The organism is Sphingosinithalassobacter tenebrarum, assembly GCF_011057975.1.
Classification (GTDB): Bacteria; Pseudomonadota; Alphaproteobacteria; order Sphingomonadales; family Sphingomonadaceae; genus Sphingomonas; species Sphingomonas tenebrarum.
On record NZ_CP049109.1, the window covers coordinates 2,056,915 to 2,073,858 of the forward strand.

At 66.0% G+C, this 16,944-nt stretch carries 15 protein-coding genes and 2 tRNA genes; 8 read left to right on the forward strand and 9 right to left on the reverse strand.

Translation table 11 applies throughout. The features are described 5' to 3' along the window. Positions 1-115: 115 nt before the first annotated feature. Complete coding sequence (locus tag G5C33_RS10305) at positions 116-1,297, forward strand: tyrosine-type recombinase/integrase (protein WP_165327133.1); 1,182 nt, start codon at positions 116-118, stop codon at positions 1,295-1,297. 178 nt (positions 1,298-1,475) lie between these two features. Here the strand turns inward: G5C33_RS10305 and G5C33_RS10310 are convergent, their stop codons facing one another. The 6 genes from G5C33_RS10310 to moaA all read right to left on the reverse strand — a co-directional run bounded on the left by G5C33_RS10310 (position 1,476) and on the right by moaA (position 5,745). Beyond that, the gene (locus G5C33_RS10310; RefSeq protein ID WP_165327134.1) at positions 1,476-2,303 is read right to left on the reverse strand and encodes a LexA family transcriptional regulator; all 828 of its coding nucleotides are present in this window, start codon (positions 2,301-2,303) and stop codon (positions 1,476-1,478) included. 22 nt (positions 2,304-2,325) lie between these two features. Beyond that, positions 2,326-3,579: a tyrosine-type recombinase/integrase gene (locus tag G5C33_RS10315; RefSeq protein WP_165327135.1), complete on the reverse strand. Its 1,254-nt coding sequence runs from the start codon at positions 3,577-3,579 to the stop codon at positions 2,326-2,328. 158 nt (positions 3,580-3,737) lie between these two features. After that, positions 3,738-3,812 (reverse strand) — tRNA-Asn (locus G5C33_RS10320). A 22-nt stretch (positions 3,813-3,834) separates the two neighbouring features. Next, positions 3,835-3,909 (reverse strand) — tRNA-Asn (locus G5C33_RS10325). Positions 3,910-3,979: 70 nt separating this feature from the next. Next, positions 3,980-4,750, reverse strand: a complete 771-nt coding sequence (locus G5C33_RS10330) for an NAD kinase (protein ID WP_165327136.1) — start codon at positions 4,748-4,750, stop codon at positions 3,980-3,982. Next, on the reverse strand, positions 4,747-5,745 hold the full coding sequence (gene moaA / locus G5C33_RS10335; protein ID WP_165327137.1) for a GTP 3',8-cyclase MoaA: 999 nt from the start codon (positions 5,743-5,745) through the stop codon (positions 4,747-4,749). The genes G5C33_RS10330 and moaA overlap by 4 nt, the downstream gene beginning before the upstream one ends. 105 nt (positions 5,746-5,850) lie before the next feature. Here moaA and G5C33_RS10340 point away from each other — a divergent pair, with 105 nt between their 5' ends. From G5C33_RS10340 to G5C33_RS10360, 5 genes are all read left to right on the forward strand, one after another. Next, positions 5,851-7,818, forward strand: coding sequence for a GGDEF domain-containing phosphodiesterase (locus G5C33_RS10340; RefSeq protein ID WP_165327138.1), 1,968 nt, complete (start codon positions 5,851-5,853; stop codon positions 7,816-7,818). After that, positions 7,818-8,270, forward strand: a complete 453-nt coding sequence (locus tag G5C33_RS10345) for a YybH family protein (RefSeq protein WP_228275025.1) — start codon at positions 7,818-7,820, stop codon at positions 8,268-8,270. The genes G5C33_RS10340 and G5C33_RS10345 overlap by 1 nt, the downstream gene beginning before the upstream one ends. A gap of 1 nt (position 8,271) precedes the next feature. Next, positions 8,272-8,682, forward strand: coding sequence for a hypothetical protein (locus G5C33_RS10350; protein WP_165327139.1), 411 nt, complete (start codon positions 8,272-8,274; stop codon positions 8,680-8,682). 71 nt (positions 8,683-8,753) lie between these two features. Continuing rightward, positions 8,754-9,698, forward strand: a complete 945-nt coding sequence (locus tag G5C33_RS10355) for a hypothetical protein (protein WP_165327140.1) — start codon at positions 8,754-8,756, stop codon at positions 9,696-9,698. 143 nt (positions 9,699-9,841) lie between these two features. Further along, positions 9,842-10,204, forward strand: coding sequence for a hypothetical protein (locus G5C33_RS10360; protein WP_165327141.1), 363 nt, complete (start codon positions 9,842-9,844; stop codon positions 10,202-10,204). On the opposite strand, the gene mfd is transcribed toward G5C33_RS10360, so the two are convergent. Next, positions 10,168-13,623 carry a transcription-repair coupling factor gene (gene mfd / locus G5C33_RS10365; protein WP_165327142.1) on the reverse strand — a complete coding sequence of 1,152 codons (3,456 nt, stop codon included), beginning with the start codon at positions 13,621-13,623 and terminating at the stop codon, positions 10,168-10,170. The genes G5C33_RS10360 and mfd overlap by 37 nt on opposite strands. 153 nt (positions 13,624-13,776) lie before the next feature. Beyond that, positions 13,777-14,043 (reverse strand): FAD assembly factor SdhE, encoded by a 267-nt coding sequence (locus tag G5C33_RS10370; protein WP_165327143.1) that lies wholly within the window; start codon positions 14,041-14,043, stop codon positions 13,777-13,779. 212 nt (positions 14,044-14,255) lie between these two features. Here G5C33_RS10370 and G5C33_RS10375 point away from each other — a divergent pair, with 212 nt between their 5' ends. Beyond that, complete coding sequence (locus G5C33_RS10375; protein ID WP_165327144.1) at positions 14,256-14,462, forward strand: hypothetical protein; 207 nt, start codon at positions 14,256-14,258, stop codon at positions 14,460-14,462. A 59-nt stretch (positions 14,463-14,521) separates the two neighbouring features. Continuing rightward, positions 14,522-16,585, forward strand: coding sequence for an ATP-dependent DNA helicase RecG (recG, locus tag G5C33_RS10380; protein ID WP_165327145.1), 2,064 nt, complete (start codon positions 14,522-14,524; stop codon positions 16,583-16,585). A 6-nt stretch (positions 16,586-16,591) separates the two neighbouring features. Here recG and G5C33_RS10385 read toward each other — a convergent pair whose 3' ends face one another. Then, positions 16,592-16,912, reverse strand: coding sequence for a PilZ domain-containing protein (locus tag G5C33_RS10385; RefSeq protein WP_165327146.1), 321 nt, complete (start codon positions 16,910-16,912; stop codon positions 16,592-16,594). Between the last annotated feature and the right edge of the window lie 32 nt (positions 16,913-16,944).

The window sequence follows — 16,944 nt, forward strand, 5'->3', positions numbered from 1 at the left end:
TCAAGATCGATGCGCCGCATGGCCGCGGTTTTCTGCCCGTTTGCGATCATAGCGGCGGAGGGATTGTCCGCCGCACGCGCCTGAAGCGCCAGATCCAGCAGTAAGGAAATGAGCAATGCTCACCACCGCCGCGGTAAAGGCCGCGCGGCCGCGTTCGCGTGCCTACAAGATCTATGACGAGCGCGGGCTCTATCTCTATGTTGCGCCGACCGGTCTCAAATCCTTTCGGCTTCGCTACCGATTCGACGATCGCGAAAAGCTGATGACGATCGGCAGCTGGCCGGATATCGCGCTCGAGCAAGCGCGCGATCTGGCCGACGCGGCACGGCGCCTGGTCGAACATGGGGCGAACCCCATGGTGCAGGCTCGCCGATCGGCGGCCGCGCGGACGTTCGAAGCGGCCGCGCGCGAATGGCATGCGCATCAGCTGCCGCGGTGGAGCGAGCGGCATGCCGATGATGTGATCACCAGCCTCGAGCGCGACGTGTTTCCCGAAATCGGCAGCCGCTCGCTCGCGTCGATCGACGCGCCGGCGGTGCTCAAGGTGCTACGCCGTGTCGAAGCCCGCGGCCATCTGGAGACGGCGCGTCGCCTGCGGCAGCGGATTTCGGCGGTCTTCGCGCTGGCGATCTCGGAAGGCGCAGCCTCGGCCGATCCGGCGGCGATCGTCGGCCGCGCCATGCATGCGCCCGAAGCGCGAGGCCGGCAGCCGGCATTGCTCAACCTTGACCAATGTCGCGCGCTGCTGGTCGACTGCGATCGCGCCGGCGGCAGCTTCGACATCAAAGCCGCGTCGCGGTTCCTGGCGCTCACGGCGGTTCGCCTTGGTGCGCTGCGCGGCGCCCGGTGGGATGAATTCGAGGGGCTCGACGGCGCGGATGCGCTCTGGCGTGTGCCCGCGGCGCGTATGAAGCTGCGGCGCGCCAATAAGGCCGATTCCCAATTCGACCATATCGTTCCACTCGCGCCCGCCGCGGTCGCCATCCTCAACGATTTGCCGGGCGATCGGAAAGGCCTCGTCTTTCGCGGACGCAGCGGCAGGATCGGGGAGGGCGCGATCGGGGCGCTTTATGCGCGGGCGGGCTATCGCGGCCGCCATGTGCCGCATGGCTGGCGGGCCAGTTTCTCGACGATTCTCAACGAGCGGTTTCCGAAGGATCGAGACGCGATCGATCTGTCGCTGGCGCATGCGCCGTCGAACAAGGTCGAGGCGGCGTATAACCGCTCTGTGCAGATCGCGCGTCGCCGGCGATTGTTCGATGCCTGGGCCTCGATGCTGCTCGACGGCGCAACCTGAAACACCGTTCGCGAGGATTGGCACGATTTCCGCTTGCTCCCCTCGGGAGCCCACGGGGCGGCGTAAGCCGCCCCGTCCGACAGTGCGCCTTGCGCTGTCGTTTGGTCTGTTCGCTTCGGTGCGGCGGGGACGGGGGGACTAAAAGCGCGTGCCGGAGGCACTCCTTTCATGGTCTATCTCATAGACCCCCGGTTTCATCGTTTCCGGAAGATTCGCGCTCCTGCTTCTCGCGCGCGTCGACCGCGGCGGCGAGGCTCCGCAGCGTTTCGCCGAGAAAGGCGTCGCCGGTCCAGGTCACGTCATGGCGCTCGACCTGCGTCATCTCCGCCAGCATCAGCTCGAAGGCCGCGTTTTCGCGAGCGCGGCGGTCGCGTTCACATTCGGGCGTGGGCGCCTTGCCGAGCAGGCGAGAAAGCCAGTTCTTCATCGCCGGCGGGCAAAGCAGGGCATAGGCGTTGCTTGCCTGGCGGACGAGTGGGCCTCCGGGCTGCGGATCCTCGATCGGTTCGCTGCGGCGCGTCCAGCTCAGAAAGCGGTGTTCGCGCAGACGTTTCAGGGCCGCGTGTACGGCGGCATAGGAGTGGCCGATCGCCTCGGCGATGGTGCGGATCGCCGGTTCCAGTCTGCCGGTCGAATAATCGACGGTCTGATAGAGATATTCGAGCACCGCGATTCCTATTTCGCCGAGCTTTCCGTTGCGCGTGCCGGGTTCGACCTGTTGCCGTTCCGCGCGCGTCCGGCGCTCGAAACTGCGCGCCGCCTTGAGCATTGCCGCCGTCCACCGTTTGCCGCCGCGCTTCGTGCCGCCGTTTATCGGCCGCCAGATGCGCTCCTCGATCTGCCCGACATAATAGCTGTTGCGCCAGACCGGTTGCCCCGATCGAGGGCTATCGCCCCGAGCGAAGCGCGCGCGGCTCTCCCTGCCGGGCGTCGACCCGGTAAGCAGCGAGGAAAAGGCGCCGATCGGCCGGGCGCCGTGCGGTGTCGATGATGCGCGCCCCGTCATGCCCGGTTCTCCCGGGCAATGCTCAGCGATTGCCGAGCAATATTGCGGTAGGCGGCAGCCCTTCCATCAGCATGTCCCCCCAGGCCTGCGCCAGCTGGCGCCTGCGCGGCATATAGGCCGCGCGATTGTAGGCCGCCTCGACGCCATCTGGAACATGAGCGAGCATCAGATCGATAATTGCGCGATCGCGTTCGCGGTCTTCCACCGCGGCGCGTTCGTTCATGATCGTCGAAAAGGTCGCGCGCCATCCGTGCGGGACATGCCGATCGCGCAGTCCGGCATCGAGATATACCGCGCTGATCGTCGAATCGCTGAGTGGTTTCTTCGGATCGCGTGACGAGGGGAAGAGAAAGACAGCGTTCGGGCCCGCGATACGGAGCGCGCCGCGGACCAGCTCGGCCGACCAGGTCGACAGCGGAACGACGAACTCGTAACCGGCGTCCGCCTTGCGCTCGCGCGAAAGCTTCATCTTCGCGGCGGGAATGCGCCAGACCGGTTCCGGCCCGTCCAGCCCCTCGAATTCGCTCGGCGCAGCATTGCGAAGGGGCCCCGACCGGACGGCGGTCAATGCCATAAGGCGCGAAGCGAGTTTGGTCTGTCGCGCCGCCGACTGCATTTCGACTGCCCGCAGGACCTCGCGCGCGTCCTCGATCGTCCGTACCGCGGGCCAGAGCCGTTTCGGAACCGGCTTGAGCGCCTTGGCGATCACATGCGCTGGGTCGTCCTCGCATCGCCCCGTCGAAATTCCGTGAACGAACACGTCGGAGGTATGCTGGCGCACGCGATGCGCCATTTCGATCGCGCCGGAACTTTCCACCTTGCGGATCGCCTGCAGCACCATCGCCGCCGTGACCTGGGCGATCGGAACCGAACCGATCGCCGGGAAGACGTGGTTCTCCAGCCGGTCGAGGATTTGCCTCGCATAACGGGCATTCCAGCCCGATTTGTATGTCGCGTGCCACTCCTCGGCGATCGCGCGGAATGTGGTCTCGGCCGAGAGTGCGGCTTGCGCGCGCGTCTGCTTTCTCGCGATCGATGGATCGATGCCGTCGCGGATCTGCTTTCGCGCCCGATCGCGCAGCTCGCGTGCTTCCTGCAACGTCACTTCCGGATACAGCCCGAAGGTGAGGCGCTTCTCGCGCTTCGCAATGCGATATTTCATCCGCCAGGACTTCGCGCCGGCGGGGGTGACATAGAGGTACAACCCGCCCGCATCGCCTAACTTGTACGGCTTCTCGCGCGGCTTGGCCGACCGACATTCCCGATCGGTCAGCATCCGGTGCCCCCAACGGAATCAGTGCGTGCCCCGATAATGCCCCCAATGAGCGCTGGATTGGCTTGGACCGGTCGCGACTGCATCGGACCAAACTGCTCAGGATTTCAGCGGGTTTGCAAGCTTTTTTGGTCCGCTTTGAGCCGGTTTGGACTGGCTCATGGCTCCCCGGGCCTGATTCGAACAGGCGACCGATCGATTAACAGTCGATTGCTCTACCGCTGAGCTACCGGGGAATGCCGTGGATGGCGACGGCGCTGGCTCCCTGAGTTGGATTCGAACCAACGGCCGCTCGATTAACAGTCGAGAGCTCTACCGCTGAGCTATCAGGGAACAGCGCCGTAGGCGGGGTCCAATAAGAGCGGTTCGCACGCGATGCAAGCCCTTCGATCGGACCGGCGGTTCAGGCGATGAATTGCTCCATCGTGATACGCTCGTCGAGCGCGTGCTCGGGATCGAACAACAAGGTGAGATTGCGCACCTGATCGATCGCCACGTCGACGCGCGCGACGTCGCGCACTTCGCGCTGGTCGGCGACGGCGCTTACCGGGCGTTTGGCAGGTTCCAGAACCTTCATACCGATCCGCATCCGTTCGGGAAGCAGCGCGCCGCGCCAGCGCCGGGGGCGGAAGGGACTGATCGGCGTGAGCGCCAGCAGCCCCGAAGCGAGCGGCAGGATCGGACCGTGCGCCGAAAGATTGTACGCCGTCGATCCGGCGGGCGTCGCCACCAGCAGACCGTCGCACACCAGCTCGGGCAGGACGACCCGATCATTGATCGTCACTTCGATCTTGGCGGTCTGGCGCGTTTCACGCAGCAGCGAGACTTCGTTGATCGCGGGCAGCACGAACTGCTCGTTGTCGATCGTCACCGCCGTCATGGTCAGCGGGGAGACGCGGAAGGGGCGCGCGCGCTGCAGCCGGTCGAGCAGGCCTTCCTGCCGCCATTCGTTCATCAGGAAGCCGACCGTGCCCAGGTTCATGCCGAACACCGGCACGATCCGCCGCCGCTCCAGCATCGCGTGCAGCGTCTGCAGCATGAAGCCGTCACCGCCCAGCGCGACGATCATGTCGGCTTCTTCCAGCGGAACCCAGTCATGCGCCTCGTGCAGCTCGGCGGCGGCCATCTGCGCCGATTTGACGGGGGAGGCGACGAGCGCGCAGGCCTTGTTCATCCGCCGGTGACGCTCATATGGCGCGAAACGGCCGGGGCCGCGCCGCGTTCGACGCTGAAATCATGGCGTGCGGGCTTTACCAGCAGCGCGCGGTCGAGCGCTTCGTCGACTGCGTCCAGCCCGCCTTCGCGGATAGCCTGCTTCAAATCGACATGCTCCTCATGGCCGAGACAGAGATAGAGCTTTCCCTCGGTGGTCAGCCGTACGCGATTGCAGCCGTCGCAGAAATTGGCGGTGAGCGGTGAGATGAGCCCGAGCCGCGTTCCGGTGCCCGCGACGCGCCAGTAGCGCGCCGGGCCGCCGCTGCGATGATCGTCCCGCTCCAGATCGAATTGCCCCTGCAACGCGTCCATGACGGCGGTCAGCGGCAGGAAATGGTCGGCGCGATCGGCCTCCACGGCGCCCAGCGGCATCGTTTCGATCAGTGTCAGGTCAAGGTTCTGCTCGACGCACCAGCGCAGCATCGACGCGATCTCGCGGTCGTTCAGCCCCTTCAGCGCGACCATGTTGATCTTCACGCGCAGTCCCGCTTCCTGCGCGGCGGCGATGCCGTCGATCACCGGTGCGACATCGCCCAGCCGGGTGATGTGGCGGAACGTGTCGGGATCGCGGCTGTCGAGGCTGATGTTGATGCGACGCATTCCCGCCGCGACCAGCGCATCGGCATGCTTGCGCAACTGTGTCCCGTTCGAAGTCATCGTCACTTCGTCCAGGCCGCTGCCCAGGCTGTCGCCCAGCCGGTCGATCAGCTGCATCACATCGCGCCGCACCAGCGGTTCGCCGCCCGACAGGCGGATCTTGGTCGTGCCCCGCGCGATGAAGCGTTCGGCGATCAGCGCGAGCTCTTCCAGGCTCAATATCTCGCTGCGCGGCAGGAAGGTCATGTTCTCCGCCATGCAATAGCGACAGCGCAGGTCGCAGCGATCCGTCACCGAAACGCGCAGATAGCTGATCCGGCGGCCATGAGCGTCGACCAGGGTGGGGGCGCATGCCATGCATCGGGAGCTAGGGGCTCGGGCGGCTCGCGGCAAGCCCGGCGGCAAGCGGAGATTTGCACGCAAGGGAAGACAGGGCGGTCGCGACGCGCAATAAGGGTGGCGATGAACGACCGCGATCCCGCGGCGCCGGTGGGCGCGCCCCTGTTCCTGCTTTCCTTCCGCCAGCGCGACGAGCTGGGGGCTGTTGCCGCCAATGCCGGATGGCGGGTGGTCGGCGCACGCCGGGCTGAGGGAGCTGCGCGACGTTTTCTGGCGAGCGGGGCGGCGGTCGCGCTGGTCGATGCGCGCGGTGCGCTGGAGGAGGGGCTCGCCGCAGTAGGCGAACTGGGCGGAGTCGTCTCGGCCAATGGTGCGGCGCTGCTGGTGCTGGTCTCGCGCGGTGATTCGGCACGGCTGGGCGAATTTCTCGATGCCGGCGCGACGCATTTCCTCGCTAGCCCGATGCGCGAGGGCGAACTGGTACAGGCGTTGCGCTATGCCGAGCGCTTCGTCGCGCGGGTCGGCGGCTGGGAAAAGCGCGAAACGCGCATCGCCGAGCCGCTTGGCTGGCGCTGGGATCCGGCGTTGCGCTCGCTTCAGCTCACGCCGGCGCTGGCGAAGCTGCTCGGCATGCCGGTATCAGCCAGTCCGCGCGCGTGCCTCGAACGGCTGGATGCGGAGGATCGTGTCCTGGCAAGGGCCGCCTTTCGCAGGCTGAGCGATGCGATGCCGAGCACCGCGTTCGCACATGACCTGGCCGGAGTGGGCCGCGTGGTCGAGCATCTGCAATATGATCCGCAAACCCGGCGGTTGCATGCGCTGGTCGAGCCGCTGGGGGCCGCGCCCGATGCCGGTGCGGCGGTGCGCGAGGCGCTGCACGACGCACGCGACGCCGCCGGGGCGCGCCGCTGGATCGAACGGCGCCTGGGCGAGGGGCGTCGCGTTTCGGCGATGCTGGTCGCGCTCGACCGGTTCGAAACGATCAACGAGGCACATGGCAGAGCCACCGGCGACGCATTGCTCGGCAGCGCGGGCCGCCGCGTTTCGGATGCCGCGCGGGAAGTGCTCGGCAGGCATGCGATCGTTGCGCGCATGGGCGGGCCGGAATTCCTGGTTGCCGCCGTCGATGCCGGGGATATGGCAATGGCGACGTTGCGGACGCTGCTCGACGAAGCCCTCACGCGCCCCTTCGTTACCGGCAACGGCGTGATCTCGCTCGCTGTCCGAATCGCGATGGTCGAAAGCAACCCGGGTGAACCGGCCCCGGCCATGCTTCGTCGGTTGAGCGAGCGATTGATCGATGGCGGGGAGGCGCGCGTCGAACCGCTCGATCAGCTCGCCGGCGACGTGCAGGGCGCGATCGATCGCGGAGAGATCGCCACCCTGTTCCAGCCGCAGGTCGCGGTGTCGACGGGCAAGCTTAGCGGCACCGAGGCGCTTGCCCGGTGGAACCACCCACAGCGCGGCGAAATCGGCGCCGAGACGCTGTTCGCGGCGGCCGCCCGTGCCGACATGACGGCGACGCTTTCCGAACATGTTCAGGCGCGTGCACTGGCGGCGGCGGCGGCGTGGCCGGCGGTGCTCAAGCCGCTGCGTCTCTCGATCAACGTCACGGCGGAGGATGTCGCGCGCCCGGGCTTTGCCGATCGGCTGCTCGGGCGGATCGATGCGAGCGGCTTTCCGCGCAGCCGCCTGACGATCGAAATCACCGAAAGCAGCATCATGGAAGAGCTTGGCGAAGCCGCGCGGCTGCTCGCTGAGCTGCGCACCGCCGGATGCCGCGTCGCGATCGACGATTTCGGTACCGGCTATTCGAGCCTGGCTTATCTCAAGGCACTGCCGCTCGACTATCTGAAGATCGACAAGAAACTGTCGCAGGATATCACCGGCAGCGCGCGCGACCGGATCGTCGTGCGCGGGGTGATCGATATGGCGCGCTCGCTGGGATTGACGGTGATCGCCGAGGGGGTGGAGACGCGCGAACAGCTTGAACTGCTCGCCAAGGACGGTTGCCAATATGTGCAGGGATTTCTGTTCGCCGAGCCGCTCGACGTTGCCGCGCTCACGGCGATGATGGAGGCGGAGACGTGATGCGACGGATGCTGACGATGATGCTCATGGCGCTGGCATGGTGCGCCGTGCCCGCAAAGGCACAGGAGGCGCCGCGCGCCGCGATCGAGGCGGCGATGGACGATTCCGCGGCGGGCTGGAATGTCGGCGATATCGATCGCTTCCTCGCAATCTACGCCGACGATCCGGCGACGAGCTTCATCGGCGCGGACATCACGCGCGGCGTCGCGCCGATCCGCGCACGCTATCTGGAGCGTTATCCCGATCGCTTTTCGGGTGAGGCGCGTGGCGGCGGACAGCAGCTTTCCTTCACTTTCGAGGATTTCCGAATGCTCGGCCCCGATCACGCGCTGCTGATCGCGCGCTGGCATTTGAGCGCGGCGGGCGATAGTGAGGCGATGGACGGGATGACCACGCTCGTCTTCCATCGCACCGACGCAGGGTGGAAGATCATCGCCGATCACAGCAGCTGACATGACCGACCAACGCGATCTGACCGGCGTCTGGTACGGCCGGTACGAAGCCGAGCTGTGGGACGAGAAAAACGGTTTCATCGCGCATCTGGAGGAATTGGGCGGCGCGGTGAACGGAACGATCACCGAGCGCGACACGACGGGCGCGGTCGCCATCCGCCGCGCCGAGGTGCATGGCACGCGATCCGGCGCGACCGTGCAGTTCGTCAAGCAATATGACGGTACCGGCGGCCATGTTCACGCGATCCGCTACAGCGGGCGCGTCGATGACGAAGGCACGCGGATCACCGGCGGCTGGCAAATCGCCTGGGCGCGGGGCAGCTTCACGATGGAACGCGAGAAATTCGACGCTGACCTGCTGGAGGCGGAGGACGCCGAGGAAGTCGCGGCTCCGGTGGCGATGCGCCCTTAGGGTGCCGCTAATGGCATGTTAATCGCGCAACGCCATGCTGTCGGTGATTGCAGGGATTGCCGGGGGAGCCCATGTCCGCGTTGCGCGAACTTGCCGAACAGCTGAAGGCGGATGATCGCCTTTGCGCCGAAGACACGTTGAAACTGCGCCGCGAAATCTGGCCGAACGGCGCGATTTCGACCGAGGAAGCCGAGCTGCTTCTGGAAATGAACGACACGCTGGCGCGCTCGCCCGAATGGCTTGATTTCTTCGTCGAGGCGCTGTGCCATTATATGGTCCACCAGGTCGAACCGCGCCGTCATATCAGCCCGGAAAATGCCGAATGGCTGATGGCGCGGATCGGCAGCGACGGCCATCTCGATACGCTCGGCGAGATCGAGCTGGTGGTGAAGATTCTCGAAACCGCGCACAGCGCGCCTGACACACTGCGAAGTTTCGCGCTGGAAGAAGTCGCGCGTGTCGTACTCACCGGCATCGGCCCCACGCGCTGCGGATCGCAGCATCGCCCCGGACAGGTCACCGCGCCCGAAGCGGCGTTGCTGCGCCGCCTGCTCTTCGCTTCGGGCAGCGAGTGGCCCGGCGCCATCAGCCAGGCGGAGGCCGAACTGCTGTTCCGCATCAAGGACGCGACGCTCGACGCCGACAATCACGAGGATTGGGAGCGGTTGTTCGTTCAGGGCGTCGGCAATTACCTGATGGCCTATGGCGGCCATGACGCCGTCGATCGCGACGAAGCGGCGCTACTGGCGGCATTCGCACGCGACAGCGACGTGCGCGTGCTCGGATTTCTCGGTCGGGTAGGGCAGGCGGCAGTCGCGGCGCGCGGGTTTCGCGGCGGCGCCAATGCCGAACCCGTCGATCGCGAAGCCGCCGAACGCGCGGCGCGCGCGATCGCGGCAGACGAACTCGCCTGGCTTCAGGCGCGGCTGGACGAAGACACCGCGCGTGACGCGCTTGAAGTAGCGTTGTTGGCGTTCTTGGCCGAAGAGAGCGGGAATCTGGCACTGCCGCGATAGGAAACGCACAGCCGACGTACCGTGCACCGATTGTTTACCGGCCCCCTGCAGGCTCCTGAATGGTATGATCCAATAGCGAGGTTGCGATGATAACCGTCACCGCCCATTCCGAACGGCAATTGGTCTACGCCCATATGTCAGGCTTGCTGACTCTGGAAGAAGTGGCCGAGTTTTCGCGACAGGAACAGGCCGCCGTCGAGGCAATGGGATTGCGATCGGGCGAATTCCTGTTGCTCGTCGACACTTCGGAAGCCGTCATCCAGACGCAGGAAGTGGTCGCCGCGCTGACCGATCTGGTGGCGCATTCGAAGCACAAGGCGGCGCGGATCGCGGTTGCGCGCTATAACTCGCTGTCGCGCATGCAGACACGGCGGATTCTGGCCGTTCGCGACAATGCAATGGTGTTCGACCAGATCGCCGATGCCGAAGCCTGGTTGTTCGCCGACGGCCTGCCGCCGGTGCGGCGCGCTCAGCCTGCCGCCTTTGCGAGACCCCGCGAAAGCTGAAGCGCGCCGTTGAGCCGCGCCTTGGGCGTCGCCCAACCGCGTGAAATCACCAGCTTCATGTCGGGGCGCAGCTTCGCGGTGCCTTCCAGCTTGCCGACATAGGCAAGCAGCCCCTCGACATTGGGGAATTTGTCCTCGTGGAAGCTCACCAGCGCGCCCTTCGGCCCGACATCGATCTTGGCGATACAGGCACGCTTGGCGTTGAGCTTGGCCTCGACCAGCGTCAGCAGATTTTCGGTCGGTTCGGGAAGCTTGCCGAACCGGTCGATCATCTCGGCGGCGAAGGCCTCGATTCCCCCCTTGTCCTCGACTTCGTTCAGGCGACGATAGAGCCCCATGCGCAGGTCCAGATCGGGGACATATTCCTCGGGGATCAGGATCGGCGCGTCGACGGTGATCTGCGGCGAGAAATCGCGCGGCCGATCGCTGGCGATGCCGTCCGCCTTGGCATCGAGGATCGCCTCTTCGAGCATCGACTGATAGAGTTCGTAGCCGACTTCCTTGATATGCCCCGATTGCTCGTCGCCGAGCAGATTGCCCGCGCCGCGAATGTCGAGATCGTGGCTGGCGAGCTGGAACCCCGCGCCGAGACTGTCCAGGTCCGAGAGCACCTTCAGCCGCTTCTCCGCCGCCTCGGTCATCATCCGCTCGGGCGCGGTGGTGAAATAGGCGTAAGCGCGCGTCTTCGACCGCCCGACGCGCCCGCGCAGCTGGTATAGCTGGGCGAGGCCGAAGCGATCGGCGCGGTTGATGATCATCGTGTTGGCCGAGGGGATGTCGAGCCCGCTTTCGACGATCGTCGTCGATACCAGCACGTCATAGCGTTTGTCGTAGAAGGCCGACATCCGCTCCTCGACTTCGCTGGGCGACATCTGGCCGTGCGCGACGACATATTTGATCTCGGGCACTTCCTCGCGCAGGAACGCCTCGATATCGGGAAGATCGGCGATGCGCGGCGTGACGAAATAGGCCTGGCCGCCGCGATAATGTTCGCGCAGCAGCGCCTCGCGCAGCACCACCGGGTCCCAGGGCATGACATAGGTCCGCACCGCGAGGCGGTCGACCGGCGGGGTCTGGATCACCGAAAGCTCGCGAATGCCGCTCATCGCCATTTGCAGCGTGCGCGGGATCGGCGTTGCGGTGAGGGTGAGGACATGGACGTCCGCCTTCATGCCTTTGAGCCGTTCCTTGTGGGTGACGCCGAACCGCTGCTCCTCGTCGACGATCACCAGCCCCAGCCGCTTGAAATCGACTCCCTTGGCGAGCAGCGCATGCGTGCCGATGATGACATCGACCGTACCGTCGGCGAGCCCGTCCTTGGTCGCTTTCGCCTCGGCGGCCGGAACGAGCCGCGAGAGCCGTCCGATCCTGATAGGGAAACCTTCGAACCGCTGGCTGAAATTCTGATAATGCTGCCGCGCGAGCAATGTCGTGGGACAGACGACCGCCACCTGCATCCCCGCCATCGCCGCGACGAAGGCGGCGCGCAACGCGACTTCGGTCTTGCCGAATCCGACATCGCCGACGACCAGCCGGTCCATCGGCTTGCCCTGGCCCAGATCGCCGAGCACTTCCTCGATCGCGCGGTCCTGATCGTCGGTTTCCTCATAGGGGAAGCGGTCGACAAAGGTCGGATAGCCCGAATGGTCGGGCTCGGCGACATCGGCCTGGCGCAATGCCCTTTGCGCGGCAGTGGCGATCAGTTCACCCGCGATTTCGCGGATGCGCTCCTTCATTCGGCTCTTGCGCCGCTGCCATGCCTCGCCGCCCAGCTTGTCGAGCTGCGCGCCTTCCTCCGAAGAGCCGTAGCGCGACAGCACTTCGAGATTCTCGACCGGGACGTAGAGCTTGTCGCCGCCGGCATAGGTCAGCGCGACGCAGTCATGCGGGCTCTGCCCGACCGGGATCGAAGTCAGCCCTTCATAGCGGCCGATGCCGTGATCGGCGTGCACCACCAGATCGCCGGGCGAGAGCGTCGCCAGCTCGCTGAGGAACGCATCGGCCGATTTGCGCCGCTTGCGCCGCCGGATCAGCCGGTCTCCGAGCATGTCCTGTTCGGTGAGGACGGCGATATCGGGGCTGGTAAAGCCGTGATCGAGCGGCAGCACGGTGAGCGCGACGCCCTTGGCGGCGACGCCCAGAGCCTCCTGCCAGCCATCGGCCTGTTGCGCGCCGCTCAGCCCGTGATCGGCGAGCAGCCCGGCAAGCCGCTCGCGCGCGCCGACCGAATAGCTGGCGAGGACGGGCTTGCGGCCCTGCTTGCGCAGATCCTTGAGATGCCCGACCACCGCTTCATAGACATTCGCCCCCGACCCGCGCTCGGGCGCGAAATCGCGCGGCCCGTCGACGCCGAAATCGAGCACGGTGTCGCTTTCGGGCTCGTGGAATGGGCTGACGAGATGCGCGGGCGCGGCCTCCAGCGCCGCCGCCCATTGGTCGGTCAGCAGATAGAGCGCTTCCTGCTTCAGGGGCCGATAGCTGCCCGGATCGTTCGACTGCGCGCGCAGGCGATTGGCGTGATAATCGGCGACTGCGTCGAACCGCGCCTCGGCCGCGCCCGCCGCATTGGCGTCGCGTATGATCGCGGCATTGTCGGGCAAGTGATCGAACAAAGTTTCGAGCTTTTCCTCGAACAGCGGCAGCCAATGCTCCATCCCCGCCAGCCGTCGCCCGTCCGACACCGCCTGATAGACCGGGTCGCCGGTCGCGGTCGCGCCGAACAGCTCGCGATAGCGGCTGCGGAACCGCTTGATGCTGTCCTCGTCGAGCAGCGCTTCGGAGGCGGGGAGGAGGGTGAAGCCGTCGATGCGGCCCGTGGTGCGCTGATCCGACGGATCGAAGGTGCGCACGCTTTCGATCTCGTCGCCGAAGAAATCGAGCCGGAGCGCTTGCTCCGAACCGCTCGGGAACAAGTCGACCAGCCCGCCGCGCACCGCGAATTCGCCCGCGTCGTTGACGGTATCGACGCGGACATAGCCGTTCGATTGCAGCAGCGCCGAAAGCCGGTCGAGCGAGATGCGCTCGTCGGGGGCGAGCTTCGCCACCAGTTGCCGCACGCGAAACCGCGTCAGCGTCCGCTGCGTCGCGGCGTTGACGGTGGTGACGATGAGGCGCGGCTTCTTCGCGGGCTGCTGCAGCGTGTGCAGCGCCGCCAGCCGCTCGGACATGACGCGCAAGGTCGGGGAGGCGCGGTCATAGGGAAGACAGTCCCATGCCGGATAACCGATGATTTCCAGATCGGGCGCGAAATAGGGCGCCGTGCTCGCCACCGCGCGCATCGCCGCTTCGTCGGGCGCGATATAGACGGCCGTCTGCCCCGCGCGCGCCAGATCGGCGAGCAGCCAGGGGAGAAATCCGGTCGGAACGCCGCTGAGCGTCAGCGGCTGCGTGGCGGAGAGGATCTTCTGAAGGTCGGGCATTTCCAGGTCTCACCCCTCCCTGCAAGGGAGGGGACGGGGGTGGGTAAGCGGCGGGCGGGCGCTATGCCCGGTCGCCGCTGCGCGGCGAGCGAGGCCTTGCGGCCTCGCACCCACCCCAACCCCTCCCTGACAGGGAGGGGCGGACGGTTCATGTCATTCCGCGATCGGCACGTAATCGACATCCTTCAGGCTCGCCATCATCGGTCCGGCATAGCGCATCGGCACCGGCTGGACGCCCAGCGCCCAGGCCATGATGTCGACATCCTGCTCCTCCAGAAACGTCTCGAACCAATCGATATCGGTGTCGCTCCATTCGGCATGGCGCCGGTCGAAAAAGCCGCCGATCATCAGATCGGCTTCCTTCGTGCCGCGATGCCAGGCGCGAAAGCGCAGGCGCTTCAGGCGGGTTTCGCGGTCCATCTAGCCTCCAATGCGGTAGCCCCGGACGCGCGATGCGCGACCGGGGGGAACGGTTTGACCGCTAGATAGAGCGCGGGCGGGCGACTTGCCACCCCCCGTTTGGCTTGCTTGAAATGCAGCGGAAAAATCGTCGGTTTTCACGCCCCTGGTCAATTTCCGCCTATGAAGGGAATAGGCAGTTGCGACAAATGCAACCTACTGGGACCAGAGGAATGGCGGATACGCTCAAATTCGTGAAGCTCAAATCGATCAACGGCGAACCCTTGCTCGTCAACGCCGCGTCGGTCCGCGCCGTTTCCACCATCGCGATGGCCGAAGACGAAGTGAGCGTCATTTCCTTCACCGAGACGCATGAACTGGTGGTTGGGTCGAAAGTCCCCGAAGTGCTCGAGGCGATCGAGGCCGCGACGCGGATCTGATCTTCGGCGGGTTGGCCGGAACGATTGGCGTCGGCGCGACAAGCCTCTAATCCGGGGCGATGCGTCCCGAAGTCCTCAACCCGCTGTTCGCGGAAATCACTGCGCTGCACGGCGTGGGAAACCAGCTCGCCAAGCCGCTCGACCGGCTTGGCCTATCGCGCGTGGTCGATCTGCTGTTCCATCTGCCGACCGGATGGATTGACCGGCTGCCGCGCGAGGAACTCGACGTCGCCGATGCCGGGCGGGTGATTGCGATCGCGCTGACGCCGCTCAGCTATCGCATCGGCACCAGCGCGCGCGCGCCAGCGCGGGTGCAGGCGGTCGACGCGCAGGGCAATCATGTCAGCCTGGTCTATTTCCGGGCCAATTCGGGCTGGGTGAAGAAGCTGTTCCCGCTGAACGAACCGCGCTTCGTTTCGGGCAAGCTCGAAACCTATGGCCAGGAACTTCAGATCATCCATCCCGACATCGTCTGTTCCCCCGGGGAAGCGAGCGAGACGCGCGAACGCGACGCGATCTATCCGCTTAGCGAAGGGATCACATCGAAACGTATTGCGGGCCTTGTCGAACAGGCGATCGAACGTGCGCCCGAACTGCCGGAATGGATCGAGCCGAGCCTGCTCGCGCAACATGGCTGGCCACGCTGGCACGAAGCGCTTGCGCGTATCCATGCCGACCCCGCCGACGGCAAGGCGCGCGAACGGCTCGCCTATGACGAGATTTTCGCGACGCAACTCGCGCTGCTGCTGGTACGCGGTGAAGCGCGGGCGAAGCGGGGCAAGGCGCTGAAAGGGGACGGGCGGCTGCGCGATGCGCTCAAGCTCCCCTATGCCCCGACCGGCGCGCAGGCGCGCAGCATCGCCGAGATCGAAGGCGACATGCAGCAACAGCGGCCGATGCTGCGGATGCTCCAGGGCGATGTCGGGTCGGGCAAGACGCTCGTCGCGGCGATGGCGCTGCTGATCGCGGCGGAAGCCGGGGCGCAATCGGCCTTCCTCGCGCCGACCGAGATCCTTGCGCGCCAGCACTACGAAACATTGAGCAAATTGCTCGCCGGGCTCGATATCCGCATTGCGATCCTCACCGGGCGCGACAAGGGCAGCGCGCGCGAATCGACGCTGATGGGGCTCGCTTCGGGCGAGATCGACATTTTGATCGGCACCCATGCGATCTTTCAGGAAGGCGTCATCTATCGCGACCTCGGCCTCGTCGTGGTCGACGAACAGCATCGCTTCGGCGTCGCGCAGCGAATGCTGCTCCAGGCCAAGGCGGAGCGCCCGCCGCATTTGCTGGTGATGACCGCGACGCCGATCCCCCGCACCCTGACGCTTGCCCAATATGGCGAAATGGACGTCAGCCGCCTCGACGAAATGCCGCCGGGGCGCGAGCCGATCGAAACGCGGGTGGTGTCCGAGGAACGGCTGTCCGAGGTGGTCGAAGCACTCGGACGCCATCTCGACGGCGGCGGTCAGGCCTATTGGGTTTGTCCGCTGGTCGAGGAAAGCGAGAAAAGCGACATGGCCGCCGCCGAAGCGCGCGCCGAGGCGCTGCGCAGCCGGTTCGGCGATCGCGTCGGGCTGGTGCACGGCCGGATGAAGGGGCCGGAAAAGGACGCGGTGATGGCGCGCTTTGCGTCAGGTGAACTCGGCGTGCTGGTCGCGACCACCGTGATCGAAGTCGGCGTCGACGTGCCCAATGCGCGGCTGATCGTGATCGAGCATGCCGATCGCTTCGGGCTTGCCCAGCTTCACCAGTTGCGCGGGCGCGTCGGGCGGGGCGGGGGGCAGTCGATTTGCCTTTTGCTGCGCGGCGGGCAACTCAGCGAAACCTCGCGCGCGCGGCTCGCACTGATGCGCGAGACCAACGACGGATTTCGCATCGCCGAAGAGGATCTTCGTCTGCGCGGCGCGGGCGAATTGCTCGGTACACGGCAATCGGGCGACATGCAGTTCCGGCTTGCAACGCCGGAAACGCTGACCGAATTGCTGCCCGCCGCCAATGGCGACGCCCGGCTGCTGATCGATCGCGACGGCGGCCTGCACGGCGAGCGGGGGGAGGCGGCGCGGCTGGCGCTCTATCTGTTCGAGCGGGAAAGTGCCGTCAGCCTGTTGCGATCGGGCTGATCGCGATCAGTCGCGCACCATAATAGCCAGCAGCTCGTAATAGCTGGCGAGGTCGATCGCGGTTTCGAACTGGCATCCGATCCGCCCGCCGAGCGACCAGCGCACTTCGCTGGTCACCACGCCGACGATCGGCAGCGTGATGCGAATGCGGTCGCCGATATCCAGCGGCGCGTCGCAGCGGGACATCATCCCGTGCGGAGAAATATTCACGATCAGCAACGGCAAGTCGCGGGCATCGGGGCCAAACCCCTTTACCCGGAAATAGACTTCGTCCCGATCTTCTCGCCTGACATCCGAAAACGCCAGATTCTGCATTGCCTTAGGCATGGTACGCCAAACTCACCTGTGTCATTCGGGGG